This is a genomic window from Streptomyces mayonensis (assembly GCF_018982965.1).
GTDB lineage: Bacteria > Actinomycetota > Actinomycetes > Streptomycetales > Streptomycetaceae > Streptomyces > Streptomyces mayonensis.
In genome coordinates, this window is the sequence record NZ_JACBYP010000015.1 from 25,118 (window position 1) to 48,615 (window position 23,498).

The window sequence follows — 23,498 nt, forward strand, 5'->3', positions numbered from 1 at the left end:
CGCTGAACCCCGGGCAGAAGGCACGATGAACCCCAGGCAGGAGGCACGACCACGATGACGTCATCGGCATCGCCATCGCCATCGTCGGCATCGGCATCGGCATCGGCATCGGCATCGGCATCGGCATCGGCGGATCCGACACTCGCCGAGCTGGCCGACCGCGCCGCCGCCTCCCGCGACCGGCCCGCCTACGGTCACGACGCACTGATCACCTGCGACCGCCTGGTCCGGATCTTCAGCGCGGACGGCGTGGAGGTGCAGGCCCTGCAGGGCCTCGACCTGCTGGTCCGCGAGGGCGAGCTGATGGCGCTCGTGGGTGCGTCGGGCAGCGGCAAGTCGACGCTGATGAACATCCTGGCCGGTCTGGACGCTCCCACCGCCGGTGCGGCCCGCGTGGCCGGGCGCGACCTGCTCGCGATGACCGCGAAGGACCGCCTGGCCTACCGCCGCGAGGTCGTCGGCTTCGTCTGGCAGCAGACCGCCCGCAACCTCCTGCCCTACCTGACGGCGGCCCAGAACGTCGCCCTGCCCCTGCAGCTGTCCGGCTCCCGGCACACGAAGGGCCGCCGGGCACGGGCCGAACGCGCCCTGGAGCTCCTGGAGTTGCTGGACGTGGCCGACTGCCGTGACCGCCGTCCGGGACAGCTGTCCGGTGGTCAGCAGCAGCGTGTGGCGACCGCCGTGGCCCTCGCGAACAATCCGTCGGTGCTGCTCGCCGACGAGCCGACGGGCGAGCTGGACTCCCACACGGCGGAACAGATCTTCGCCGCCTTCCGCACCGCGAACGAACACCTCGGCACCACCGTCGTCATCGTCACCCACGACCAGGCGGTGGCCGGCGAGGTCCGCCGCACGGTCGCCATCCGGGACGGCCGCACCTCCACGGAGGTCCTGCGCCGCAGCGAGGTGGACGCCGCGACCGGCCACGAGACGGTGGTGGCCCGCGAGTACGCGATGCTCGACCGCGCCGGACGGCTCCAGCTGCCCGCCGACTACACCGCCGCCCTCGGCATGCGCGAGCGCGTCGCCCTGGAACTGGAGTCGGACCACATCGCCGTACGCCCGGACGACAGCGAACACGGCCGGCAAGGCGGGAACGGCCGAGACGGCGGAGACAGCGGAGACAGCGGGAATGGCGGAGACGGCGGGAGCGACAGGACCGGAGGAGGGACCCGCGGCTGAACCGCCCGCCCCGGGGCGCGACCTCAGCGCACGCTGAGGTTCAGCCCTCCGATGCCCGCCCCCGTCCCGGTCCGCCGCAGGGCGACGGACCCGAAGGGCGTACGCAGCCGCAGCCACGCGCCCGACGAGAACAGCTTCGGTGCCTCCTCGCGGGAGCCCGGCGCCCCGGGGGGCCGCAGGAACCCGAGCGACTGGGCCGCATGCACGACCCGCACCGGCAGCCCGGTGTCGCCGACGGTCCGGGACCAGATCTCCCGCCCGATCCGGTCCAGCTCGGTCCGCGTCCGTGCCTCGGCGGCCAGCTCCGCCGTACGCGCACGGAACTCGGCCACCGCGGCGGCGACCAGGGCGCGCAGGGCGTCCGGGGCGGGCAGCCCCTCCTCGGCCCGCCATCCGCCGCGCGGAGGCAGCACCCCGGCCCACGGCGGTCCGGTCACCGAGGCGGGAACACGGGCGGTGGCCGCCCGCTCGTCCACGCCCTCCAGCAGCTCACCGGCGGACACGGTCACGTCCAGCGCGACGTCGAGCCCGTCCTCGTACGGCTTGGCGAGGCGAACCGCCCGCACGGCCAGCACCTCGAAGGAGGGCGGCCGTCCGAAGACGGCGAGGGCGGTACCGGCCGCCTGGAGGCGCACGGCGGCCGAACGGTCGTAGTGGAGCAGCCGGGAGAGGAAGGCCGCGAGATCCGCGGCCTCCCCCTCGTCGGCGAGGTGGAGCGCCGTCATGCGGCGACGGCCTCCTCCTTGCCGTCCGCCTTGTCCGCGTCGTCTGCGTCGTCCGCGTCGTCCGCGTACTCCTGGAGGAACTCCCGCTCGTCGGCGGTGATCCGCCGGGGCCGCTGCGCCTCGAAGTCGAACGGCACGATCACCGTCGAGGCGCGGACGTAGACGACGTCCCCGTCCTTGACCTCGTAGGTGAGGGTGAAGGAGGCGGCCCTGATCTCCGTGACCCACAGCTCGATGTCGACCGGGTGGTGCCGGTGGACGAGCTGCCGCTTGTAGTCGATCTCATGGCGTGCCACCACGGACCCCTGCTTGAAGTCCTTCTCCGGGCGGAACAGGAAGTCGATACGGGCCTCCTCCAGGTAGCGGAGGAAGACCACGTTGTTGACGTGGCCGTACGCGTCCATGTCCGCCCAGCGCAGTGGGCAGCGGTAGATGTGCCGCAAGATCAGTCAGCCCCGGGTCAGCTTCTTGTAGGTGGCGCGGTGCGGGCGGGCGGCGTCGGGACCCAGCCGCTCGACCTTGTTCTTCTCGTACGACTCGAAGTTGCCCTCGAACCAGAACCACTTGGACTCGCCCTCGTAGGCGAGAATGTGCGTGGCGACCCGGTCCAGGAACCACCGGTCGTGGGAGACGACCACGGCACAGCCGGGGAACTCCAGCAGGGCGTTCTCGAGGCTGGAGAGCGTCTCGACGTCGAGGTCGTTGGTCGGCTCGTCGAGGAGCAGCAGGTTGCCGCCCTGCTTGAGGGTGAGGGCGAGATTCAGCCGGTTGCGCTCGCCGCCGGAGAGGACACCGGCCGCCTTCTGCTGGTCGGGCCCCTTGAACCCGAAGGCGGAGACGTAGGCGCGGGAAGGCATCTCGACCTGCCCGACATTGATGTAGTCCAGCTCGTCGCTGACGACGGCCCACAGCGACTTCTTCGGGTCGATGTTCTCGCGGCTCTGGTCGACGTAGGAGATCTTGACGGTCTCGCCGACCTTGATGTCGCCGGAGTCCGGCTCCTCGAGCCCCTGGATCATCTTGAACAGGGTCGTCTTGCCCGCACCGTTGGGGCCGATGACACCGACGATCCCGTTGCGCGGCAGCGTGAAGGAGAGGTCGTCGATCAGGACCTTCTCCCCGAACGCCTTGCTGAGGTTGCTGACCTCGACGACGACGTTGCCGAGCCGCGGGCCCGGCGGGATCTGGATCTCCTCGAAGTCCAGCTTCCGCATCTTGTCGGCCTCGGCGGCCATCTCCTCGTACCGCGCGAGGCGGGCCTTGGACTTGGCCTGCCGTCCCTTGGCGTTGGAACGCACCCACTCCAGCTCGTCCTTGAGCCGCTTCTGCCGCTTGGCGTCCTTCTGGCCCTCGACCTTGAGGCGGGTGGCCTTGGTCTCCAGGTACTTGGAGTAGTTGCCCTCGTATCCGTGCAGGCGGCCGCGGTCGACCTCGCAGATCCAGCCGGCCACGTTGTCCAGGAAGTACCGGTCGTGGGTGACGGCCACGACGGTGCCCTCGTACTTGGCGAGGTGCTGCTCCAGCCAGTTGACGGACTCGGCGTCGAGGTGGTTCGTCGGCTCGTCGAGAAGCAGCAGGTCGGGCGCCTCGAGCAGCAGCTTGCACAGCGCCACACGCCGCTTCTCACCACCGGAGAGGTTCGCGACCGGCCAGTCCCCGGGCGGGCACCCCAGCGCGTCCATGGCCTGCTCGAGCTGGGCGTCGAGGTCCCAGGCGTTGGCGTGGTCGAGCTCCTCCTGGAGCTTGCCCATCTCCTCGAGGAGCGCGTCCGAGTAGTCGGTCGCCATCTGCTCGGCGATCTCGTTGAACCGGTCGAGCTTGCCCTTGACCTCGGAGACACCCTCCTGGACGTTCTCCAGGACGGTCTTGTCCTCGTTCAGCGGGGGCTCCTGGAGCAGGATGCCCACGGTGTAGCCGGGAGACAGGAAGGCGTCCCCGTTCGACGGCTGCTCGAGGCCCGCCATGATCTTCAGAACGGTCGACTTGCCGGCCCCGTTCGGACCGACCACACCGATCTTCGCGCCAGGATAGAAGCTCAGGGTGACATCGTCGAGGATCACCTTGTCGCCGTGCGCTTTGCGCGCCTTGCGCATGGTGTAAATGAACTCAGCCAAGAGAAACCGTCCGGCAGCTTGATCAGGCAGGTGGGCAGATACACCCCATCTTGCCGCACCGCCACCCCTGGGCGGAAACCCGTTTGAGGCGGCGGCTCTGACCTGGGGTTTCTACGAGGTCCTACGCGCCCTACTGGCCCTGCCCCTGACCTTGCCCCTGGCCCTGCTTCTTGCGGAGGAGCAGGAGGACCGCGCCGCCGATGACCACCAGGCCGATGGCCGCGCCGCCTATCAGGGGTGTGGCTCCGGAGCTTCCGGTGTCGGCGAGGTTGGTGTCCTCGGGGGTCGGGGTGGTGACGGGCGTGGAGGGGGCCGGTTCGGTGAGGGTGTGGGTGGCGTCGGCCAGGGCGGCGGTCTTGGTGCGGCAGTCGAGGACGCCCGTGAAGCGCTGCTCGAAGCCGGCCGGGCCGCGGATGGAGAAGTCGTAGGCGCGGTCCTCCGGCAGGGGAACCGTCACCGTCCGGGTCTCGCCCGGCGCGATGGTGTACTCGGTGTCCAGCAGCTCGAACGTGAAGGGCTCGTCGCCCTTGTTGGCCGTGGTGATGTCCAGGCCGCCCTCGGCGCAGTTCTTCTCCGCGGACAGGGCGGGTATCGCTCCGTCGGCGGCCCAGGTGGCGGTTGCCGTCGCCGAGACCGTGGATTCGCTGGAGCCGGCCAGGATCTGGGTCTGGCTGCGGCTCTCGGAGGCGAGGGCGCGGCCCACCGGGACGGTGGTCGACGCCTGGACGGTCAGCTCGGTGGTGCCGGCCGCCGCGTCCTCGGGCACGTCGAAGAAGACCTGGGCACCGTCGGTGACCTCGGTGACCGGTTCGCCCTTCTTGTCGACGACGCGTACTCCGTTGGTGCCGGCATCCACCGGGGGTGCCACGGTCGCGCCGTCGGCGTTGGTGCGGACCGTGACCGGGCCGAGCCGTTCACCGGGGTGGCCGGAGACGGCCGGCGGGTCGAGGGTGAGGGACGCCGCCGGCTCCGTGCTGTCGCGTGCGCTCCTCTCCAGGTAGTCCGCGAGCCGCTCGGCCTCGGGGTCGACGGCCTCGACGTCCGCGTGGTCGGAGTAGCGCCAGATGGCGACCTGAGTGCCGGCCGCCGCGTCCTGCTCGGTGAGACCGCCGCTGACGCCGGCCTTCTTCGCCAGCTCGGCCAGATCGTTGACCTGCGGGTAGCCGTGCTGCAGGATCCAGCGGACGCGGCCGGCGTCCTTGTTGGTGCCCAGCGAGGTGCCACTCCACGGCGTCTCTTGGTACTTGGCGTCCTTCTGCGTCGGGTTCTGGATGTCGACGCAGTACGTCTGCAGCGTGCCGCCGCCCTCGACCGACATCTCGAACAGGCCGGCCGACACTTCCTGGTTGAACTCGTCGTCGTGGACGATCGCGGTGCCGTAGGTCTTGAGGCCGCCCATGGTCGCCGTCGCCCCGCCCTGGCCATGCGCCTCGCCCTTCGCGGCGGCGGGTCCCGCACCGGTCAGCACGCCGGTGGCGGCCAGCGCGGACACCAGCACCGCGACGGCGACACGTGCCACTCCTCGGCCGGGCAGAGACGACACAACGTGCGAAGAAAACACCACATCACCCTTCGAGCAGGACCCGTTGGAACGGGGGGACGGTCCCACCGGCAGAAGCAGCAGCCCCACAGGGCTCGTTCGGCATCCTAAGGACCTGATGGACCGCGACCGCCGACGATGCCGGTTCGCACAGTGATCCGAATCGGAATCGTTATCGCCGAACGGGCAGGTGAGCCGGGCTTATCGACAAATCCACCCGGGTTCGTCCGGGCGCATTCGCCGATAAGCCGTGATTCGCCCAGTTCCCGGCAACCCGCCCGAGCCAGTTCCCGGTCAGTGCCCGAGCCAGTGTCCCGTCAGTGCCGGAGCCAGTGCCCGTTCAGCGCCCGGTCAGACCGCCGCCGGCTCCGGCAGGGGTTCGGGGGCCGGGGCGGCCGGGGCGGCGGACACGGCTTCCGGCTCACCGGCCGGCGTCTCCCAGTTGGGCTCCGGTTGCGGTGGTGAGACCGAGTTCTCCGCCCGGCCGGTGCGCCGGAACGCCGCCGTGCCGCGCGAGAGATCGTGGCCGATCGCCACCGCGTCGATGTCCGCCGAGGCCCAGTTCTGCCCCTCGCGCACGTCCGTGCGCACCTTCAGCCTGCCCTGCACGACGACGGGGTCGCCCACCGCCAGTGACGCCGAGGCGTTGCCGGCGAGCTGCCGGTTGGCCCACACCGTGAAGAAGTTGGTGTGGCCGTCCGTCCAGGTGCTCTTCTCCCGGTCCCAGTAGCGCGAGGTGACGGCCAGTCGGAAGCGCGCCGACGGCCCGTTCGCCAGGTTCCGGAACACCGGTGACGTCGCCACGTTGCCCACGGCGCAGATCATCGTGTCATTCATCGCGAGTCCTCCCTCCCGTACGGGCCCCTCCCGTACGGCTGCCGTGGCGACCGCGTCCGTCGCGATCGCCGTGAGGTCAGACTCCTCCGTTCCGGCCGAACCCGCTGGGGGCTGTGGACCGGCCTCGCGGCTGTGGACAACTCCGTCACCCTTGCGGGTGATTGCCGTGCCGCGCCTACCTTGCCGCGGCGCCCGTCCCCGCCCCCACCCCGGTGACCCGCCCGTACTGTTCCCGCACTTCGCGGTACCTCAGCAGTTCCGCCGCCAGCGGATCCAGCACCCTGGCCCGGCCGCACCCGGCGGCCGCCTCCCGCAACAGGCGTTCCGCCTCGTGACCGTAGCGGCGGGCCGGGCCGCGGGCCGCCATGCGGCAGCTCCACTCGATGAGCGGGCCACCGACGATCCCGGCCAGCATCATCAACACCGGCACACCCAGGTTCGGCGGCATGAAGCCCACGATCTGGCCCAGCAGCCACAGACCGCCCAGCACCTGGAGCAGGGTCATCGACGCCTGGGCCAGTACGGCCACCGGCCACCAGCCCGGACGAGGCGGCCGGCCCGGCGGCAGTCCCGTGCGCGCCGCCAGCTCGTCGAGCGCCTCCGGCAGCCCGTGGGCGCCTCGCACGGCCGCCTCGCGCATCGCCAGTGCCCAGGGCGCCGGCAGTCCGGCGGACGCGCGGTCGGACACCGTGCGCACCGCGTGCTCGACGCGCTGCCGCGCGGTGGCCTCCTCGTCCGCCTGGGCGCGCAGCGAGAGCCGCCCCGTGGCCGGTTCGCGGCGGTCGTGGTACCAGCGCCACAGCCGCAGCCACGGCGTGCCGCAGGCCCGGTTGGCATTGCGCAGCCAGGCGCGTTCGGCCGCCTCACCCGCCGCGGTGGCGCCCACCGCGTCCGCGAGCCGGTCCGCGAACTCCTCGCGTGCCTCCTCGCTCAGCCCGGTACGCCGCCCGGTGACGTACACGGGCCGCAGGCGCCGGGCGGCCGCGTCCACGTCGGCCGCGATACGCCGGGCCGGTGCCTGCCGCTCGGCGACGAACTGGCCGAGGCTCTCGCGCAGTTCGCCGATGCCGTCCCCGGTGAGGGCGGACAGGGCGAGCACCGTCGCGCCGGGTTCGCCGTACTCCCCCAGCGCGATGCCGTCCTCGTCGAGCAGGCGCCGCAGGTCGTCGAGGACCTGGTCGGCGGCTTCGCCGGGCAGCCGGTCGACCTGGTTGAGCACGACGAAGGTGACCTCCGCGTGGCCCGCCATCGGCCGCAGATAGCGCTCGTGGATCAGGGCGTCGGCGTACTTCTCGGGGTCGACGACCCAGATGACGGCGTCGACGAGGCCCAGGATGCGGTCCACCTGTTCGCGGTGCTGCACGGCCGCCGAGTCGTGGTCGGGCAGGTCGATCAGGACGAGGCCGCGCAGCGGCGACTCGGAGTCGGGGTGCTGGAGCGGGCGGCGGCGCAGTCTGCCGGGGATGCCGAGCCGGTCCAGGAGGCTGGCCGCGCCGTCGCTCCAACTGCACGCGATGGGCGCGGCGGTGGTGGGCCTGCGCACGCCCGTCTCCGAGATCGTCACCCCGGCGAGGGTGTTGAACAGCTGCGACTTGCCGCTGCCGGTCGCGCCCGCGATGGCGACGACGGTGTGCCGGCCGGAGAGCCTGCGCCGCGCGGCGGCCTCGTCGAGGACCCGGCCCGCCTCCGCCAGGGTCCCGCCGTCGAGCCGGGCCCTGGAGAGCCCGACCAGCTCGCGCAGCGCGTCCAGCCGCGACCTGAGGTTCCCGTCGTACGCGAGCGGCATCAGGGCGGCCGAGGCGGAGGGCGGCCGGCTCGGCAGTACGGCGTACTGCTCCGCCGCGCCGTTCTCGTCCACCCGCCGCGCGATCAGCCCGTCGCCCCAGGCACCCTCGCCGTCCCCCGGCACTCCGCCGTTCCCCGACACGCCGTTCCCCGGCACGCCGTCGCCCCTCGCGTCGGCCGCGCGGTCGGGGTTCCGGTCACCGTCACGGCCACGCTCCCGGCCCGGCTCGCGGTCCAGGTCCCCGCCCGTGTCCCGGGCCGTGCGGCGGGACGCCGCGACGTCCCGCACGCGCGCGTGGAGACCGCGTGCGCGCTCACCGTCGCGCCAACGGGGACGCGCGCCGTCTCCGTCGCCCCCGCCCGTGTCCCCGCCGACGCCCTCGGCCGGGGCGCCAGGGGCGGCGGCCTCCCGCTTGCCGCCGCCGGTCGCCTCCGCCGTCCGGCCGTTCCCGGGGTGCTGATGGAGGTGCCTGTCCGTCCGGCCGGGAGCAGGGTGGCCCGCCGGTTCCGCGCCCGCCGCATCCGCACGGTCGGCCCGGTCCATCCGACCCGTAGAGTCCGTACGGTCCGTCCGACCCATACGGTCCAAACGGTCCATACGGCCCATCTGATCCATACGGTCCGTACGGTCCATCTGATCCGCACGGTCACGGTGGACCACGTCGCCCGCCTGCTCCGCCTGCTCCATCTGCTCCACCTGCTCGGCGCGGTCCGCCTGCTCCGCGCGGTCCGTCCGCTCCACGCGGTCCGTCTGCTCCGCGCGGTCTCCGTCGGATGCGCGGGACACACGGGACGCGCGGCCCCCCGGTTCCGTCCCGCCCTCCTCCGTCGTGTGGTCGGTGTGCTCGGTGGGGTCCTGGTCAGTGACGGCGGTCACCGGTCACCTCTCCTTCTGCAGTACGGACAGCGCGGCGATGAGCTCGGCCTGCGGCTCGGCATGCACCTCAAGGCCGTCGAGCGGCGCCAGCCTGCGCTCGCGCTCGACGTGCACGACCCGGTCGACGTGTTCGTTCAGCAGCCGCCCGCCCCGGTCGCGCAGCCGCAGCGCGCCGTGGGCCCCGATCCGCTCGGCGAGCCGTTCCCCGGCGACACGCCCGCGCCGCCCGCCCAGGAGCACGGTGGCGACGAGGCCGGCCACCACGCCGGGGTCGGGCGCCAGGTTCCGGTCCAGCTCGCGCACCTCGTCCTCGGCGTACTCCTCCAACTCGCGGCGCCAGCGCCGTACGGCCATCCCGATGCGGTGCTCGGCGCTCTCCGGGGTGGGGTCGCGGTGGGCGAGTCCCGTGGCGTCGGCCGCCGGTTCCTTCCGCCACGCCTCGTCGACGCGTTCGTCGGCGGCGGTGACGGCGCACAGCAGCAGCGAAGTCAGGCTCTCCACCAGCGAGTCGAGGAGTTCCTCCGGGGTGCAGTCGAGAGGAAAGGCACGCCAGCGCTTGAGCGCGTCCCCGGCGAGCACCGCGCCCGCCTGCAACCGGCCCCGCACGCGCGCGTGCTCGCCGTCGTACGCCCCGTCGACCGCGGCGGTCAGCCGCAGCGCGGCGGCGTACTGCGCGGCGGTGGCGCCCGCCAGTTCGGGCATCCGGGACCGGAGCGAGTCCAGGATGCCGTGCGCCGTACGGGCCATGGTGTGGTGCCGGGCATCGAGGTCCTGCGCCCGGTGCACCAGCCAGGCCCGCAGCGGAGCCACGGCACTGGCCGGCAACAGCCCGCCGCCCCAGGCCGACTCGGGCAGTTCGGGCACGGTGAAGCGGGGTACGTCGCCCAGCCCGGCCTTGGTGAGCAGGGCCGCGTACTGCCGCGACACCTCGGACACCACCTGGTGGGGCACCCGGTCGAGCACGGTGACCAGGGTGGCGTCGTACTCCTTGGCGGTGCGCAGCAGGTGCCAGGGCACCGCGTCGGCGTACCGGGCGGCCGTGGTGACCATCACCCAGATGTCGGCGGCGCAGATCAGCTCGGACGCCAGGACGCGGTTGTCGGCGACGAGGGAGTCGATGTCGGGTGCGTCCAGGAGGGCCACGCCGGGCGGCAGGGTGTCGGCGGTCTCGACGCGCAGCACGCGCGCGGGGTTCTCGCCTGGCAGCAGCAGGTCGTCGTCGGGGTCGCGGTGGGGCACCCACACGCGCGTGAGGTCGGGCAGTACCCGCATGCCGCTGAACCAGTGATGGTCCTCCGGATGGCACACCAGCACCGGCGTCCGGGTGGTGGGCCGCAGCACGCCCGCCTCACTGATGCGGCGTCCCACCAGGGAGTTCACCAGGGTGGACTTCCCGGCACCGGTGGACCCGCCCACTACGGCCAGCAGGGGAGCCTCCGGCTCCTTCAGGCGTGGCACGAGGTAGTCGTCGAGCTGGGCGAGCAGTTCGTCACGGTTGGCACGCGCGCGTGGAGCCCCCGCCAGGGGCAGCGGGAAGCGTGCGGCCGCGACACGGTCGCGCAGCGCGGAGAGTGCGTCGAGCAGCTGAGGCCGTACGTCCAAGGTCACCACATGGGAAGAATGCCCAATTTTAGGGGAATTCTGAAGCATATGAGCATGTCTGCGCGCCGACCGGACACTCCGGGAGGGAAGGGACTACTGGGGCGCTGGGGCGGTCCAGGCATAACGAGTGCACAACACCCGATGCTTGAGCGCTCAAAAGCGATGCACGATTCGTACCTGCCTGCGATTATCGACATCGCTTCACCGAACCTCCACATCGAGGTGCGGGGACGCGGCAACAGGGACACGGAGTCGGGAGCCTTATCCTTGTCCCCGGCAACGTTCCGGTTCGGCCCACACCAGGGAACCAGGACACAGGCCACCACACCAGGCCCCCGTAGCTCAGTGGATAGAGCAGGCGCCTTCTAAGCGCTTGGCCGCAGGTTCGAGTCCTGCCGGGGGCGCCAGTCTCCGCCCTCCCCTCGGGAGGGCTTTTTTGCTGTCCGGAGCACCGGGGCCGGGTGTAGCCAACACCACCCCCTGCTCGGGTCTCCTCCCCAGTGTGCCGCGCGGCCGTGGTCCCTAGCGTTCTGGGCGTGGCGCAGTGGGCGCCCGAGGACGGATGGAGGGGGACGGACGATGTCTCGACGTACGAGCAGGTCCAAGGGGTCCGCAGGGCCCGAGAGGTCCGAGGGGGCGCGGAGCGGCGAGGCGCTGCGCCTGGTCGGGGTGCGCAAGGTCTACGGCGCCGCGGATGCGGCGGTGACGGCGCTGGACCGGGTGAGCCTGAGCCTGCCCGCGGGCAGTTTCACCGCCGTCATGGGGCCGTCCGGCTCCGGCAAGTCCACGCTCCTGCAGTGCGCGGCCGGGCTCGACCGGCCGGACAGCGGGACGGTCATGGTCGACGGCGAGGAGATGACGGGCGGCAGCGAAGCGGCCCTGACCAGGTTCCGGCGCCGGCGCATCGGCTTCGTCTTCCAGCAGTACAACCTGCTGCCCACGCTCACCGTGGCCCAGAACACGGTGCTGCCGCTCCGGCTCGCCCGGCGGCGTGTGGACGGCGCCCGCGCCCGGGAGATCCTCACCCAGGTCGGTCTCGGCGGCCGTCTCGACGCCCTGCCCGACCAGCTCTCCGGCGGCCAGCGCCAGCGCGTCGCCATCGCCCGCGCGCTGGTCACCGAGCCCAGCGTGGTCTTCGCCGACGAGCCGACCGGGGCGCTCGACACGCGCAGCGCCCGGGACGTGCTGCGGCTGCTGCAGGGGGCGGTGCGGCTGCACGGGCGGACCGTCGTCATGGTGACGCACGACCCGGTGGCCGCCTCGTACGCCGACTCCGTGATCTTCCTCGCGGACGGACGGCCGGCCGGGCACATGACCGCCCCGACCGTGGACGCCGTGGCCGAACGGCTCGCGCACCTGGGCGACGCCGCTTCCGCGGCCGACACCGCCGGTCTGGAGGTGTGAGCCGTGTTCTCCCTGGCCGTGCGCTCCGTCCGGCACCGTCCCGGGCGTTTCGGCGCCACCCTGCTCGCCGCGTTCCTGGGCGCCGCGATCATCATGGCGTTCAACTCCCTGCACGACACCGCGGGAGCACCGGGCGTCGACGACGTCAGCTCCGAGACGCTCGGCCTCGCCGCGGGCGTCGTGGGCGGCTACGGGACCCTGCTGGTGTTCTTCGCCGTCGCCTCCACCCTGACCGTCAACGTCCGGCAGCGCGACGAGGAGATCGCCCTGCTGCGCAGCGCCGGCGCCACCCCGGCGCAGATCAGGTGGATGGTCCTGGGCGAGGCCGCCGCGGTCGCCGTGGTGGCGACCCTGCTGGCCGTCGGCCCGGCCCTGCTCGGCGGACAGGCCCTGCTGACCGGCTTCCAGGACAGCGGCCAGGTCGCGCAGGACGTGGACCACGTGTTCGGGCCGGTCGCGGTGGCGGCCGGGTTCGGGGTCACCGTACCGGCCTCCATGGGTGCCGCCTTCCTCGCGGTGCACCGGGCGACGAGGGCCGCGGCCGGGACGGCCAGGGCCGCCTCCGGACGGTGGCGCAGGTTCGGGGGACGGGCGGCGCTCGTCCTCGGCGGGGCCGCGGTGTGCACCACGTTCCTGTTCGACGCCACGGATCCCGCGCTGATGGCGGCCCCCGCGTACGGCGCGATCCTGCTCTCCGTGGGCCTCGCCGTCTTCTCACCGGGGCTGCTGCGCGTCCTCCTCGACCGGCTGGAGCGGCCGCTGGGCGCGGTGTTCGGGGCGAGCGGTCAGCTGGCCGTGCACAACATGCGGCGGCGGGCCACGGAGTTGTCGGGCGTGCTGATGCCGCTGGTCCTGTTCACCGGCATGGCGACCGGGACGCTGTACATGCAGTCCATCGAGAACGACGCGATCGAGGCCTCGGGCCTCACCCGCTCCGTCGAGGACAAGAACCTGGAGACCCTCAACCTCACGGTGGTCGGCATCATCGTGGTCTTCTCCTGCATCATGCTGATCAACAGCCTGTACGCCGCGACCTCGTACCGCCGCCGGGAGTTCGGCCAGCAGCGCCTGGCCGGGGCGACGCCGGCGCAGGTCCTCGGCATGGTCGGCGTGGAGGCCCTGGTGCTCACGGTGTCCGGCGTCCTCCTCGGCACGGTGGCCGCCGTGGCGGGCATCCTGCCGTTCAGCTCGGTGCGCGCCTCCGCGTTCGTGCCGGAGCAGGGACTGGGGACGTGGCTGGGCATCGTGGCGGTCGCCGCCGCGGCGACGCTGGCCACCAGCGTGGTGACGGCCCGGCGCACGCTGCGCGCACCGGCGGTCCGGGCAGTGGCGGTCACCACCTGACACGTGCGCCGTCCGGGCCGTACGCGACGCGCGATGCGTGCGGCCCGGACCTGCGGAACGCGGGACGCGGGACGCGCACGCCCGCGTGAGGCGACCGTGCATGAGGCGGCCGTACGCGACGCGGGCCGTCGCGGCAAGGCAGCGCGCAGCGGGTCCGGGCCTGCGCGGCCGTCGGGGAGGCCGCCGGGCCGCCGGGCGTACGGCGTGGCCTCGGGGGCCGCGTGCGGTCCGGGCCGTTGTACCTTGGGCGCCGCGCCCCGCCGGGGTGTTGCTCACCGGCGCCCCGCCGGGTGTGCCACTGACCGCTCTGCGAAAGGGACCGGACGACGTGCGACTGCGCTGCGCGGTACTCGACGACTTCCAGCAGGTGGCGACGGAGGCAGCGGACTGGTCGCCGGTCGCCGGGCAGGTGGACGTCGTGTCCTTCGACTCCCACTTCCCCGACGAGGACGCCCTCGCCACCGCGCTCGCCGACTTCGACATCGTGGTCACCCTGCGCGAACGCGTCGCCTTCCCCGGCTCACTGCTGGCCCGGCTGCCCCGGCTGCGGCTGATCGTCGCCTCCGGCATGCGCAACAGCGTGATCGACTACGCCGCCGCCGAGGCGCACGGCGTCACCGTGTGCGGTACGGCCTCCTCGTCGACCCCGCCCGTCGAACTGACCTGGGCCCTGCTGCTGGGCCTGGCCCGCGGCCTCGTCCGGGAGAGCAACGGGCTGCGGGAGGGCGGCCCCTGGCAGCAGACCGTGGGCGCCGACCTGCACGGCCGCCGGCTCGGGCTGCTGGGCCTGGGGAAGATCGGCAGCCGGGTGGCGCACGTGGGCCTCGCCTTCGGCATGCGGGTGAGCGCGTGGAGCCGGCACCTCACCCGCGAGCGCGCCGACGAGGTCGGCGTCGAACTGGCCCCCTCCAAGGAAGAGCTCCTGAGGACCGCCGACTTCGTCTCCGTCCACCTGGCCCTCGGCGAACGCACCCGCGGCCTGCTCGGCCCCGCCGAACTGGCCCTGCTCAAGCCGACCGCCTACCTGGTCAACACCTCGCGCGCGGCGATCGTCGACCAGGAGGCCCTGCTCGCCGCACTGCACGAGGGCCGCATCGCGGGCGCGGGCGTGGACGTCTTCGACACCGAGCCACTGCCCGCCGGGCACCCGATGCGCACCGCCCCGCGCCTGCTCGCCACGCCGCACGTCGGCTACGTCTCGCAGGCCAACTACGCCACCTACTACGGCCAGGCGGTCGAGGCGATCCAGGCCTACCTCGCCGGTTCTCCCGTACGCCGGCTGCCCGCGTCGTAAGCCAAGTCGTGGACCGAGCCGCAGGACAAGCAGTCACGCGGTTGGGCGGTCAGGCGGTTCCCGCGCGGGCGGGCTCCGAGGGGTGCCAGTAGCTTCCGCCGCTCCGGCGCAGGTGACCGAAGTCCACCAGATGGCGCCGGAGCGTCACATGGTCGACCTCCCCGTCCTCGCACCAGGCCCGCAGCTTGCCGTCGACGGTGCGCTCGGGGTACTCCACGCCGGGGGCGAAGGTCTGCTCGGCGATGTGCCGCAGCACCACCTTCTTGCGCGTCCAGCGCGCGGGGAGACGGACCAGCCGCCCGTCCTTGACGAAGGTCCGCAGGATCATGCCGTCCCGGTCGCCGCCGGGCGCCCCGGAGGTGCCGGACGCCTGGGCCGCGGGGCGGGCCGTACGTGCCAGTTCCCTGAAGCGGTCGTGGGCGACGACCAGTCGGCCGTCGCCGCCGGAGGTCACCACGCCGTGCTCCCGCAGCCGGCGCAGCGCGCCCGCCGCCTCCTTCGCGGAGAGTCCGGCCGTCCCGGCCACCTGCACGGCGTCGCCCGCGCCCAGCGCCACGGCCGCGAAGGCGCGCACCCGGCTCTCCTCGGCGAACAGTCCGGGCAGCGCGGCCGCGGCGGACAGCGCGTCGGTCCCGGGGGATGCGTGGGCGGACAGGCCGGCAGGTTCGTTCGAGTCCTTCGACATGCCGGGAGGCTAGTGGACGGCCCGGCGCGCAGAGGAACGGTTTTTTTCCTTCCCTGCGCACCGTTCAGCCTGCCGTTGCCTCTGCCGTTGCCCCTGCCGTTGACGCTGCCGTGCCGCCCTCGCGTCCCCGCCCGTTCCGCCCTCCGTTGCGCCCGCCCGTCCCGTCCGCCCGTCCCGCCCTCTCGTTCGAAACGGGTGATCCACGCGCTTTCCCCGTGACCCACTGCGACCAGGTGCGTTGAACCGGCAGTGCGGCGGCGCGTCCTGCCGTCGTGCTCCCCGAGTCAGAAGGAGAACGTGATGTCTCGCATCGCGAAGGCCGCCGGTGTCGCCCTCGGCGCCGGTGCCGTGGCGCTCAGCGGCACCGGGATGGCCATGGCGGACGCGGGCGCGCAGGGCGCGGCCGTCGGTTCGCCCGGCGTCCTGTCGGGCAACGTCGTCCAGGTCCCGGTGCACGTGCCGGTCAACGTGTGCGGCAACACCATCGACGTCATCGGCCTGCTGAACCCGGCCTTCGGCAACGCCTGCGAAAACGGCGACGACGACGCCCACAAGGGCGGTGGCTACGGCGGCTGAACCCGCCGGCCCTCGGAAGACCGAAGAGCCCCGGCCCCGTGGCCGGGGCTCTTCCCGTACCCGTACCGGCGCCGCTCAGGCGTACCGGTAGATCCGGCCGACGTCCTCCAGCTCGTCGGGCGTCACGTCCCACGGCGGCAGCTTCTCGTGCCGCGCGACGATCCGTCCGCGCTGCGCGCTGCCGCGGCCGGGCGGCTCGGCGGGGAGGTAGCGGGCGCCGCGGTGGCGGGCCTGCCAGCGCGACCACTGGAGGTCGACGAAGGCGTGGTGCAGCCAGAACACCGGGTCGTTGACGGAGGCGCCGCCGACCATGGCCCCGCCGACCCAGCGGTGCACGCGGTTGTGGTTGCGCCAGGAGACGCTGCCCCGGCCGGTGCCCCAGCCCTCCAGCTTGTTGCGGAACCCCTTGCGGACCGTGGAGTCGTACGGCGAGGTGTCGTACGTCGCGTCGTCCAGCGCCCACTCCAGGTCGCTCTTGGAGGGCAGGTCGATGGGGTCGGCCGCACGTCCGAGGTCCCGGGTGAGGTACTCGGTGTCGGTGACGTTCTCCTTGATGGTCCACCTGCCCTCGGCGTGGGCGAAGGGGCCGGTGGTGACCCGGTGGTCGGAGCGCCGTCCGGTGCCGCCCAGCAGGTCGGCGGTCCAGGGCGTCGACGTGGCGCCGCGGTCCTTCGTCCAGTCCCAGTACGGCACGGTGACCGACGAGTCGACCCGGCGCAGCGCCTCCTCCAGGTCCAGCAGGAACCGGCGGTGCCAGGGCAGGAAGGACGGTGCCATGTGCGCCGTACGCAGGCCGTCCTCGCCGTCGGAGACGTAGTACTCGATGTGGGTGCGCACGAACTCGTCGTACTCGCCGCGTCGTTTGATCTCCAGCAGCGCGTTGACGAACCGTCGTTTCTCGGCGCGGGTCAGCGTGCTGACGTCCTTACGCGTGTACGCCATGCCGCCCCCCGGTGTGGTGGTCGTGTCCCGCGGAGGCCGGCGTGTCGCGCAGGTGCTCGCCGGGGCCGAGTTCGTCGACGGCACCGCGGGCCGCGGCCAGCGGGGTGGGGTACGAGCGGTAGTGGTCGACCATGCTCAGCCAGCTGCCGTCGGCGCGGCGCATCAGGTGCAGCGGGCGGCCGTCCACGGTGACGTGCCAGGTGTCGGCGCCGACGGCCCGCCCCGTGGCGGACCGGACCCCGCGGAGGCGCCGGCCGCGGTAGGTCTCGTCGAACGCGGCGCCCTCGGCCTGCCCGGTCCGTTCGGCGGTGCGCGGCTCGGGGCGGCCGGGTCCCGTTCCCCCGGCGGTGGCTTCGGCCCGGGAGGGCCGGGATGCGGCGACCAGCGGCACCAGTGTCACGGCGAGGGCCGGGGCGAGCAGCCCCCGCATCATCTGCCGCCGCGTGCCGGACACCGGCCCGCCACCCGCCGAGGTCTCCCCCTGCGCCTCCTCCGGTGTATCCCCCTGTGCCTCCGCCGGTGTCTCCCCCTGTGCCTCCCGCTGGGACGGCGCCTGCGCTCTCCCGTGACCCGCGCCGCTCGCCGGCACGCCCGTGTTGACGACCATGACTCGCTCCTCGTCCGGTTCCGGTGGTTCGCACCGCTAACCGCACCGCGGGCCCCGCGGTCACTGTCCGCAGGGCCAGTCGGAGCACGGCCGCGCCGGGGAGAACGGGGCCGGCGCGGGAGCTGCAGCCCGCAGTTACAGCCCGGGTCCGACGCCCAGGTCGGCCACCGGGACCGTCTGCACCGCGGGGGTGAGCACGCCCGCCTCGGGCAGCTTGGCGGACGGCAGGCCGAGGGCCTCGGGGTTCGGCGCGGTGAGCGGGGCGTCCAGGGAGAGGCCCGGTGCCAGGGTGCGCAGTTCGGCGGCGGGGGCGTCGAGGGCGGCGTGGTCGAAGTCGTCGCCGAGGAGGCGCGGCAGCGGCTGGCGCACGTCGGCGCCGGGCAGGCCGGCGCGCACCGGCAGTTGCGGAAGCGTCCGCTCGGGCAGCAGCCGGCCCTCGACGTACTGCGGCCCCTCGGGCGCGCCCGCGGTCGGCACGGGCAGGGCACCCGTGACCTCCGGCAGCTCCATTCCGAGGGCGGTCTCCGCGCCGTCCAGCGGCACCGGCACGGGGACCGCGCCGGCCGCGGCGGCCGGGGTCGCGGCCGCCCCCAGGGCGGCTGCCACACCGGTGACGACGGCGGCCAGGTTTCGTCTGGTGGTCGGCTTCATGTCAGGCACGGTCCCTTTCGACAATGCGGGGGAAACGGTGAAGGGAGAGGTGGTTCAGCCGCCCAGCGGAAGGCCGCCGAGGAGGCCGCCCTTGGAGTTCAGGTCGGCGGTCGCGCCCTTCACGGTGTGCAGCACGGAGTCCTTGTTCTCGGTGTTGAGCGCGTCCGACTGGTGCTTGAGCGGCATGATGTCGATGGGCTCCGCCGTCAGCGCGTTGACGGCGCCGTTGAGGCTGGTGGGCGTGAGGGCGGCGGCGTCCGAGGCGTCGTAGGCGAACGCGGGCACGGCGGAACCGGCGGCGACCAGGGAACCCGCGACGACGGCAGCGGCCTTGAGGGACTTCATCGTGTTCCTTTCTTCGGCGACCCGTGATCGCCGGAGAGAATGCTGACGCTCAGCCCAACGATCTGCCCGGGACCCGGAAACTCCGCCGTCCGGAAGACATATGAGATCTCCGGAGCCGAGATTTCCCGAAAAGCGGAAAGGGCCGCCGCGCCTCCGGGAGGGAGGCACGACGACCCGTGACGCCTGCACGAGGATGCCGGGAACGGCCGGGAACGGCCCGGGATCGCACCGGTATTGGCCCGGTATTGGCCCGGTTTCGCCCCCGGAGCGATCGGGACCGGAACGGCCCGGAACGACCCTGAACAACGCGGAACGACCCGGAAGGTCAGGAGGGGTCCGCCGGCAGCGGGTTCGCGGGCACGGCCGCCTCGGGTGCGGAGGCTTCCGGAGTCGTGGCCTCCGGAGTCGTTGCCTCCGGAGTCGTTGCCTCCGGAGTGGTGCCCTCGGGAGTGGTGGCCTCCGGCGCGGTCGGCACGCCGGGCAGGCCGGCCAGGTCCGCGGCGGGGAGGCCGTTGCCGACCAGCGTGGCGGCGACCACGTTGACGAGGCCGTTCACCACCTCCTTCACGGCCGGGCTCACCTTCGCGGCGTCACCGGCGGTGGTGGCCTCGGTCAGGGCGTCGACCCGCTTCTGCAGATCGGCGTACGCGGTGGCCGTGAGGTCGGAGGCGGCCGCGGCGGTGTCGTCGCTCTGCGCGGTGACGGGCGCGGGCAGCGTCACCGGAGTGTCGGCGTCCGGCGCGGTCACGGCGGGCGGCTGGGCCGGCGTGGTGGTGCCGGGGGTGGTCGCCGCGGTGCCGGCGTCCGTGTCCTCGGCGTCGGCCTTGGCCAGGGCGTCCTTGACGGCGGCGGAGAGCTTGTCCGCGTCCGTGGCGGAGAGCTGGCCGTCGTCGGCCTTGAGGATCGCCTCGAGCATGTCGGTGACCGGCGTGAGCAGGTCGCCCAGGCCGGCCAGGCTGCCGACCTGGCTCTGCAGTTCCTCGGCGTCGGGGAGGGGAGCGAGGGACGCCGCGTGGGTGCGTTCCCGGACCGGTTCGCCATCGGCCGCCATCACCGCCGGTCCCGAGAGACCGATCAGCAGGCCGGCGCAGAGAGCGGAGGTGGCGATTCGCCGTGCGGGCAGACGCATGAGGGGGTTCCTTTCGGTGGCGCGTCGGATCTTGTGCCCACCGTGGGAGCGGCCCCGGCGCTCTGCAACCGAGCAGTCACCCGGTGCACCCGGCCGCCTTTCCCGCCCTTCGTGTCTTACCTGGTGAGATGCCCTGTCAAGGTCCGCGGGCCGTGTCGGCGCCCGGACCCCCCATTCGGGGCAGCACACCGCCGTCCGTGCGGCAACGCGAACCGGCCGCCCGCTCGCGGAGGAACCGCGGTACGGACGGCCGGTGCGAGCAGTCGCGAGCCGACGTCAGTCGTTCTCGCACTCGTTGCCGAACGCCGGGTTCAGCAGGCCGATGACGTCGATGGTGTTACCGCAGACGTTGACCGGGATGTGGATCGGGGCCTGCACCACGTTGCCGGACAGGACGCCCGGGGAGTGGGCGGCGGCGGCCTGCGCGCCGCTGTCGGCGGCGGCGACACCGGCGGTGCCCGCCACCGCGGCGGCGGCGACGGAGGTCAGGGCCAGGCCCTTCGCGATACGCGACATGGAGAAGTGCTCCTTGGGGTTGCGACATACATCCGGGCGGGGGTGCCCGGCGCAGTGTCAACGCGTGGCGCACAGAGGAGTTGTGCCGCCAAAGGGGTGATGTCGCCGGACACCGGCATTCACAAATCCAACACACTTACCCCGTTTCACCGTATTAGTACGGATAGCGGCTAGAGTCCGACACCGTTCGACACCACCCCTCTCACGCCTCCCGCACCCCCGTCACGCCCTCTTCCACGCCCCTTTTGCGCCCCCTGCCACCTCCCTGTTGCGCCCCTTTGTCGCGCGAGGAAACGCGTATGCACCTGCCACCGATCGGCTTACGGCCCCGGGTTCTGCACATCACCCAGCCGGTGGACGGCGGGGTCGCCCAGGTCGTGACGGACCTGACGCAGGCTCAGCTCGCCGCCGGACTGCGCGTCGCCGTCGCCTGCCCCGAGGGAGGTCTCGCCGACCGGCTCCGCGCCCTGCGCGCGGACGTGCGGCCCTGGGCGGCGACGCGCTCTCCGGGCGTGGCGCTCCCGGCCGAGGTGTGGCGGCTCGCCCGCGTGATCGACGCCGTGCGGCCCGACCTCGTGCACGCCCACAGCGCCAAGGCCGGTCTGGCCGCGCGGCTCGCCGTACGGGGCCGGATCCCGACCGTGTTCCAGCCGCACGCCTGGTCGTTCGAGGCGGTCGGCGGGCCCGCCGGCGTCCTCGCGCTCGGCTGGGAGCGGTGGGGCGCGCGGTGGGCGGCGCGCACGGTGTGCGTCAGCGAGGCGGAGCGGCTGCGCGGGGCGCGGGCCGGGATCCGCGGGCGCTGGGCGGTGGTTCCGAACGGCGTCGACACGACCCGCTTCCACGCCGGGCCCGACACGGACTCCGGCCCGGGCCCCGAACCGGACACAGCACCGGGCCCCGATCCCGACCCGGACCCGGACCCGGACCCGGACGGCGCGCAGGGCGTACGGCTCCGCCACGGCCTCGGTCCGCACGCCCCGTTGGTGGTCTGCGTGGGGCGGCTCTGCCGGCAGAAGGGGCAGGACGTCCTGCTGTCCGCGTGGCAGTCGGTGCTCGCGCGCGTGCCGGACGCCCGCCTGGTCCTGGCCGGCGACGGTCCCGACCGGGCCGTGCTCACCGGACGGGCGTCGGCGCACGGCTTCCTCGGCGACCCGGGCACCCCGGCGCCGCACGACCGGAACTCCGCGGCGTCCGTGCTGTTCACGGGTGCCGTGGCCGACCCCGCCGCCTGGTACCGGGCCGCCGACCTGGTCGTCCTGCCGTCGCGCTGGGAGGGCATGGCGCTGGCCCCGCTGGAGGCGATGGCCTGCGGGCGCCCCGTGGTGGTGACCGACGTGGACGGTGCACGCGAGGCTCTGCCGCCCGCACTCGCACCGCACTGCCTGGTGCCGCCCGAGGCCCCGGAAGCCCTGGCCGAGGCGGTCACCGGCCTCCTGCTCGACGCGTCCCTGCGCGCGTCCCTCGCCCGCGCGGGCCGCGCCCACGTCCGTTCCGCGCACGACGTACGGCACACGGCCACGGCGGTCGCGCGACTGTACGGCGCCGTACTCGCCGGCCCCCGGCCGAACGGACGGCCCTCGCCCCACACCGGCACCCAACCGGACGGACGACCCTCGCCCCACACCGGCACCCAACCGGACGGACCGTCCTCCCCCTTCACCGGCACCCGGCCGACCGTGGGGCGTCCGGCCGTCTCCGACGACACGCCGTCGGCCGGGCGGCACCCGGACCGGCCCGGCACCCGGCCGGCGGTAAGGCGACCGGTCCCCGACGACGCGCGGCCGGCCGTCGTGCCCTTCGAGTGCAGGGAGTCCACCCACCCGTGACCGCGGAAAGCACCGTTCCCACCCCCGCCGGCGAGCCGCGGGGCCTCGGACCGTCCCCCGTCTCGGTACTGCCGCAGCGGGCCGGTGCTCCGGGCGGCGCCCGGACCGGTCCGACGCCCGACCGGCGCACCGCCGCACGGCCGGACTCCACACTGCCGCTGCTCGTCGCGGACGGCACGGCCGCCCTGCCGGGCTCGCTGGTCCTCACCGGCACCCCGCACCAGCCGCTGCTCACCGCCCTGCTCGTCGGCGTGTCGCTGCTGCTGCGCCGACGGGGCCCGCACCCGGCCGCCGCCCGGCCGTCCTCGGGCGTGCTGGACGAACTGCCCGCGCTGTGCGCCCGGATCGCAGTGGTCTGGCTGGCACTGGCGGCGCTCGTCGCCGCGTACGCCCCGGCGCACGCGCTGTCCGCCCGCACCCTGCTCGCCGGTTTCCTCCTGCACGCGGCGTCGGGCTGCGCCGGCCGGGGCGCCGTGCACCGCAGACGCCGTACGGCGCTGTCGAACCGTCCCCGCGCGGCCCTCGTCGTCGGAGGCGCCGCGACCGCGCAGGGCGTGGCGTCGGCGCTGCTGCGCCACCCGGGCTGCGGGGTACGTCCCGTCGGCATCGTCACCGACGACCCGGCCGGCACCACGGGCCCGGGCCCGGGCCTGGTCCTGCCCGTGCTGTCCACGGCCGAGGACGCGCGGCGGGCGGTCGTGCAGAACGGCGTGCGGGACGTCCTGGCCGTGGATCCCGCGGTACGGCCCCGGCAGGCGGCGCTGTTGCGGACGCTGGCCGAGTCGGGCTGCACGGTGTGGGAACTCGCCGCCGACCCGCAGGCCTACCCGCATCCGGATCCGCGTCCCCACGCGTACGCCGACGAAGCCCCCTCCCGGCACCGGATCCGGATCGCCGGGTTCTCCTGCCGTCCCCTGGAGCCGCTCACCCGGCGGCCGGGCGGCGCGGGCAAGCGGGCGCTGGACGTGACGGTGTCCGGCCTGCTGTTGCTGCTGCTCGGCCCCCTGCTGCTGGCCTGCGCGACGGTGCTGAGGGCGGTGGGCGGTCCCGGCGTCCTGTTCCGGCAGGAGCGCATCGGCCGGGACGGCGCGGCGTTCACGCTGCTGAAGTTCCGCACCCACCGCCCGGCCGACGAGCACGAGTCGGCGACCCGGTGGAGCGTGGCCGGCGACCACCGGATGCCGTGGTTCTGCCGCTTCCTGCGGCGTGCGTCCCTCGACGAACTGCCCCAGCTGTGGAACGTCTTCCGGGGCGACATGAGCCTGGTCGGACCGCGGCCCGAACGCCCCTACTTCGTGGCGCAGTTCAGCCGGACCTACCCCGGCTACGCCGCCCGCCACCGGGCACCGGCCGGCATCACGGGCCTGGCCCAGATCAACGGGCTGCGCGGTGACACCTCCATCGAGGACCGGGCCCGCTTCGACAACGCCTACATCGACGACTGGTCGCTGTGGCAGGACGTCTGCATCCTGCTGCGCACGGCCGCCGCGCTCGTGCGTCCCACGGGGAGCTGAACG

Annotated in this window: 21 protein-coding genes and 1 tRNA gene; 8 read left to right on the plus strand and 14 right to left on the minus strand. The window is 73.6% G+C overall.

Annotation, left to right across the window (positions count from 1 at the left end; all coding sequences use genetic code 11):
* Nucleotides 1-54: 54 nt before the first annotated feature.
* Entirely contained in the window at nucleotides 55-1,182 is a 1,128-nt protein-coding gene (locus HZS56_RS08325) for an ABC transporter ATP-binding protein (RefSeq protein WP_253913928.1), read from the plus strand.
* A 23-nt stretch (nucleotides 1,183-1,205) separates the two neighbouring features.
* Here HZS56_RS08325 and HZS56_RS08330 read toward each other — a convergent pair whose 3' ends face one another.
* The 7 genes from HZS56_RS08330 to HZS56_RS08360 all read right to left on the minus strand — a co-directional run bounded on the left by HZS56_RS08330 (nucleotide 1,206) and on the right by HZS56_RS08360 (nucleotide 10,671).
* Nucleotides 1,206-1,907, minus strand: a complete 702-nt coding sequence (locus tag HZS56_RS08330; protein WP_216720052.1) for a DUF8185 domain-containing protein — start codon at nucleotides 1,905-1,907, stop codon at nucleotides 1,206-1,208.
* Nucleotides 1,904-2,350: an acyl-CoA thioesterase gene (locus HZS56_RS08335; RefSeq protein ID WP_216720053.1), complete on the minus strand. Its 447-nt coding sequence runs from the start codon at nucleotides 2,348-2,350 to the stop codon at nucleotides 1,904-1,906. Before HZS56_RS08335 ends, HZS56_RS08330 begins: the two co-directional genes overlap by 4 nt.
* A 6-nt stretch (nucleotides 2,351-2,356) precedes the next feature.
* A complete protein-coding gene (gene ettA, locus HZS56_RS08340; protein WP_216720054.1) occupies nucleotides 2,357-4,021 on the minus strand; it encodes an energy-dependent translational throttle protein EttA in 1,665 nt (554 codons plus the stop codon).
* Between the two features lie 130 nt (nucleotides 4,022-4,151).
* Nucleotides 4,152-5,582 carry a Cys-Gln thioester bond-forming surface protein gene (locus HZS56_RS08345; protein WP_216720055.1) on the minus strand — a complete coding sequence of 477 codons (1,431 nt, stop codon included), beginning with the start codon at nucleotides 5,580-5,582 and terminating at the stop codon, nucleotides 4,152-4,154.
* 330 nt (nucleotides 5,583-5,912) lie between these two features.
* Nucleotides 5,913-6,398, minus strand: a complete 486-nt coding sequence (locus tag HZS56_RS08350) for a single-stranded DNA-binding protein (protein WP_216720056.1) — start codon at nucleotides 6,396-6,398, stop codon at nucleotides 5,913-5,915.
* Between the two features lie 175 nt (nucleotides 6,399-6,573).
* Complete coding sequence (locus tag HZS56_RS08355; protein WP_216720057.1) at nucleotides 6,574-9,060, minus strand: GTPase; 2,487 nt, start codon at nucleotides 9,058-9,060, stop codon at nucleotides 6,574-6,576.
* A 3-nt stretch (nucleotides 9,061-9,063) separates the two neighbouring features.
* Nucleotides 9,064-10,671 carry a dynamin family protein gene (locus tag HZS56_RS08360; protein WP_216720058.1) on the minus strand — a complete coding sequence of 536 codons (1,608 nt, stop codon included), beginning with the start codon at nucleotides 10,669-10,671 and terminating at the stop codon, nucleotides 9,064-9,066.
* Between the two features lie 322 nt (nucleotides 10,672-10,993).
* Here HZS56_RS08360 and HZS56_RS08365 point away from each other — a divergent pair.
* From HZS56_RS08365 to HZS56_RS08380, 4 genes are all read left to right on the plus strand, one after another.
* Nucleotides 10,994-11,069 (plus strand) — tRNA-Arg (locus tag HZS56_RS08365).
* A gap of 172 nt (nucleotides 11,070-11,241) precedes the next feature.
* Nucleotides 11,242-12,066, plus strand: a complete 825-nt coding sequence (locus HZS56_RS08370) for an ABC transporter ATP-binding protein (RefSeq protein WP_216720059.1) — start codon at nucleotides 11,242-11,244, stop codon at nucleotides 12,064-12,066.
* Nucleotides 12,067-12,069: 3 nt separating this feature from the next.
* Nucleotides 12,070-13,410, plus strand: coding sequence for an FtsX-like permease family protein (locus HZS56_RS08375; protein WP_216720060.1), 1,341 nt, complete (start codon nucleotides 12,070-12,072; stop codon nucleotides 13,408-13,410).
* A gap of 328 nt (nucleotides 13,411-13,738) precedes the next feature.
* On the plus strand, nucleotides 13,739-14,704 hold the full coding sequence (locus tag HZS56_RS08380; protein WP_216720061.1) for a D-2-hydroxyacid dehydrogenase family protein: 966 nt from the start codon (nucleotides 13,739-13,741) through the stop codon (nucleotides 14,702-14,704).
* Nucleotides 14,705-14,753: 49 nt separating this feature from the next.
* Here HZS56_RS08380 and HZS56_RS08385 read toward each other — a convergent pair whose 3' ends face one another.
* On the minus strand, nucleotides 14,754-15,389 hold the full coding sequence (locus HZS56_RS08385) for a DUF2087 domain-containing protein (protein WP_216720062.1): 636 nt from the start codon (nucleotides 15,387-15,389) through the stop codon (nucleotides 14,754-14,756).
* A gap of 300 nt (nucleotides 15,390-15,689) precedes the next feature.
* Between HZS56_RS08385 and chpF the strand changes: the two genes are divergently transcribed.
* Nucleotides 15,690-15,965 (plus strand): chaplin ChpF, encoded by a 276-nt coding sequence (gene chpF / locus HZS56_RS08390; protein ID WP_216720063.1) that lies wholly within the window; start codon nucleotides 15,690-15,692, stop codon nucleotides 15,963-15,965.
* Between the two features lie 75 nt (nucleotides 15,966-16,040).
* Here the strand turns inward: chpF and HZS56_RS08395 are convergent, their stop codons facing one another.
* The 6 genes from HZS56_RS08395 to chpG all read right to left on the minus strand — a co-directional run bounded on the left by HZS56_RS08395 (nucleotide 16,041) and on the right by chpG (nucleotide 20,155).
* Complete coding sequence (locus tag HZS56_RS08395) at nucleotides 16,041-16,907, minus strand: tyrosinase family protein (protein WP_216720064.1); 867 nt, start codon at nucleotides 16,905-16,907, stop codon at nucleotides 16,041-16,043.
* Nucleotides 16,891-17,514 carry a tyrosinase cofactor gene (locus HZS56_RS08400; RefSeq protein WP_216720065.1) on the minus strand — a complete coding sequence of 208 codons (624 nt, stop codon included), beginning with the start codon at nucleotides 17,512-17,514 and terminating at the stop codon, nucleotides 16,891-16,893. The genes HZS56_RS08395 and HZS56_RS08400 overlap by 17 nt, the downstream gene beginning before the upstream one ends.
* A 135-nt stretch (nucleotides 17,515-17,649) precedes the next feature.
* Nucleotides 17,650-18,165, minus strand: coding sequence for a hypothetical protein (locus HZS56_RS08405; RefSeq protein ID WP_216720066.1), 516 nt, complete (start codon nucleotides 18,163-18,165; stop codon nucleotides 17,650-17,652).
* 54 nt (nucleotides 18,166-18,219) lie between these two features.
* A complete protein-coding gene (locus HZS56_RS08410; protein ID WP_216720067.1) occupies nucleotides 18,220-18,510 on the minus strand; it encodes a hypothetical protein in 291 nt (96 codons plus the stop codon).
* Between the two features lie 325 nt (nucleotides 18,511-18,835).
* Nucleotides 18,836-19,639: a hypothetical protein gene (locus HZS56_RS08415; protein ID WP_216720068.1), complete on the minus strand. Its 804-nt coding sequence runs from the start codon at nucleotides 19,637-19,639 to the stop codon at nucleotides 18,836-18,838.
* A 276-nt stretch (nucleotides 19,640-19,915) separates the two neighbouring features.
* Nucleotides 19,916-20,155 carry a chaplin ChpG gene (chpG, locus tag HZS56_RS08420; protein WP_216720069.1) on the minus strand — a complete coding sequence of 80 codons (240 nt, stop codon included), beginning with the start codon at nucleotides 20,153-20,155 and terminating at the stop codon, nucleotides 19,916-19,918.
* Between the two features lie 299 nt (nucleotides 20,156-20,454).
* Here chpG and HZS56_RS08425 point away from each other — a divergent pair, with 299 nt between their 5' ends.
* Nucleotides 20,455-21,981: a glycosyltransferase family 4 protein gene (locus HZS56_RS08425; protein WP_253913930.1), complete on the plus strand. Its 1,527-nt coding sequence runs from the start codon at nucleotides 20,455-20,457 to the stop codon at nucleotides 21,979-21,981.
* Nucleotides 21,978-23,495, plus strand: a complete 1,518-nt coding sequence (locus tag HZS56_RS08430) for an exopolysaccharide biosynthesis polyprenyl glycosylphosphotransferase (RefSeq protein WP_216720070.1) — start codon at nucleotides 21,978-21,980, stop codon at nucleotides 23,493-23,495. Before HZS56_RS08425 ends, HZS56_RS08430 begins: the two co-directional genes overlap by 4 nt.
* The last annotated feature ends 3 nt before the right edge of the window (nucleotides 23,496-23,498 follow it).

What these genes read in the sequence shown, in the direction of transcription:
- HZS56_RS08325 (WP_253913928.1), top strand. Translation starts at nt 55, where the DNA reads ATGACGTCATCGGCATCGCCATCGCCATCGTCGGCATCGGCATCGGCA.
- HZS56_RS08330 (WP_216720052.1), bottom strand. Translation starts at nt 1,907, where the DNA reads ATGACGGCGCTCCACCTCGCCGACGAGGGGGAGGCCGCGGATCTCGCG.
- HZS56_RS08350 (WP_216720056.1), bottom strand. Translation starts at nt 6,398, where the DNA reads ATGAATGACACGATGATCTGCGCCGTGGGCAACGTGGCGACGTCACCG.
- HZS56_RS08370 (WP_216720059.1), top strand. Translation starts at nt 11,242, where the DNA reads ATGTCTCGACGTACGAGCAGGTCCAAGGGGTCCGCAGGGCCCGAGAGG.
- HZS56_RS08385 (WP_216720062.1), bottom strand. Translation starts at nt 15,389, where the DNA reads ATGTCGAAGGACTCGAACGAACCTGCCGGCCTGTCCGCCCACGCATCC.
- chpF (WP_216720063.1), top strand. Translation starts at nt 15,690, where the DNA reads ATGTCTCGCATCGCGAAGGCCGCCGGTGTCGCCCTCGGCGCCGGTGCC.
- HZS56_RS08395 (WP_216720064.1), bottom strand. Translation starts at nt 16,907, where the DNA reads ATGGCGTACACGCGTAAGGACGTCAGCACGCTGACCCGCGCCGAGAAA.
- HZS56_RS08400 (WP_216720065.1), bottom strand. Translation starts at nt 17,514, where the DNA reads ATGGTCGTCAACACGGGCGTGCCGGCGAGCGGCGCGGGTCACGGGAGA.
- HZS56_RS08405 (WP_216720066.1), bottom strand. Translation starts at nt 18,165, where the DNA reads ATGAAGCCGACCACCAGACGAAACCTGGCCGCCGTCGTCACCGGTGTG.
- HZS56_RS08410 (WP_216720067.1), bottom strand. Translation starts at nt 18,510, where the DNA reads ATGAAGTCCCTCAAGGCCGCTGCCGTCGTCGCGGGTTCCCTGGTCGCC.
- HZS56_RS08415 (WP_216720068.1), bottom strand. Translation starts at nt 19,639, where the DNA reads ATGCGTCTGCCCGCACGGCGAATCGCCACCTCCGCTCTCTGCGCCGGC.
- chpG (WP_216720069.1), bottom strand. Translation starts at nt 20,155, where the DNA reads ATGTCGCGTATCGCGAAGGGCCTGGCCCTGACCTCCGTCGCCGCCGCC.
- HZS56_RS08425 (WP_253913930.1), top strand. Translation starts at nt 20,455, where the DNA reads ATGCACCTGCCACCGATCGGCTTACGGCCCCGGGTTCTGCACATCACC.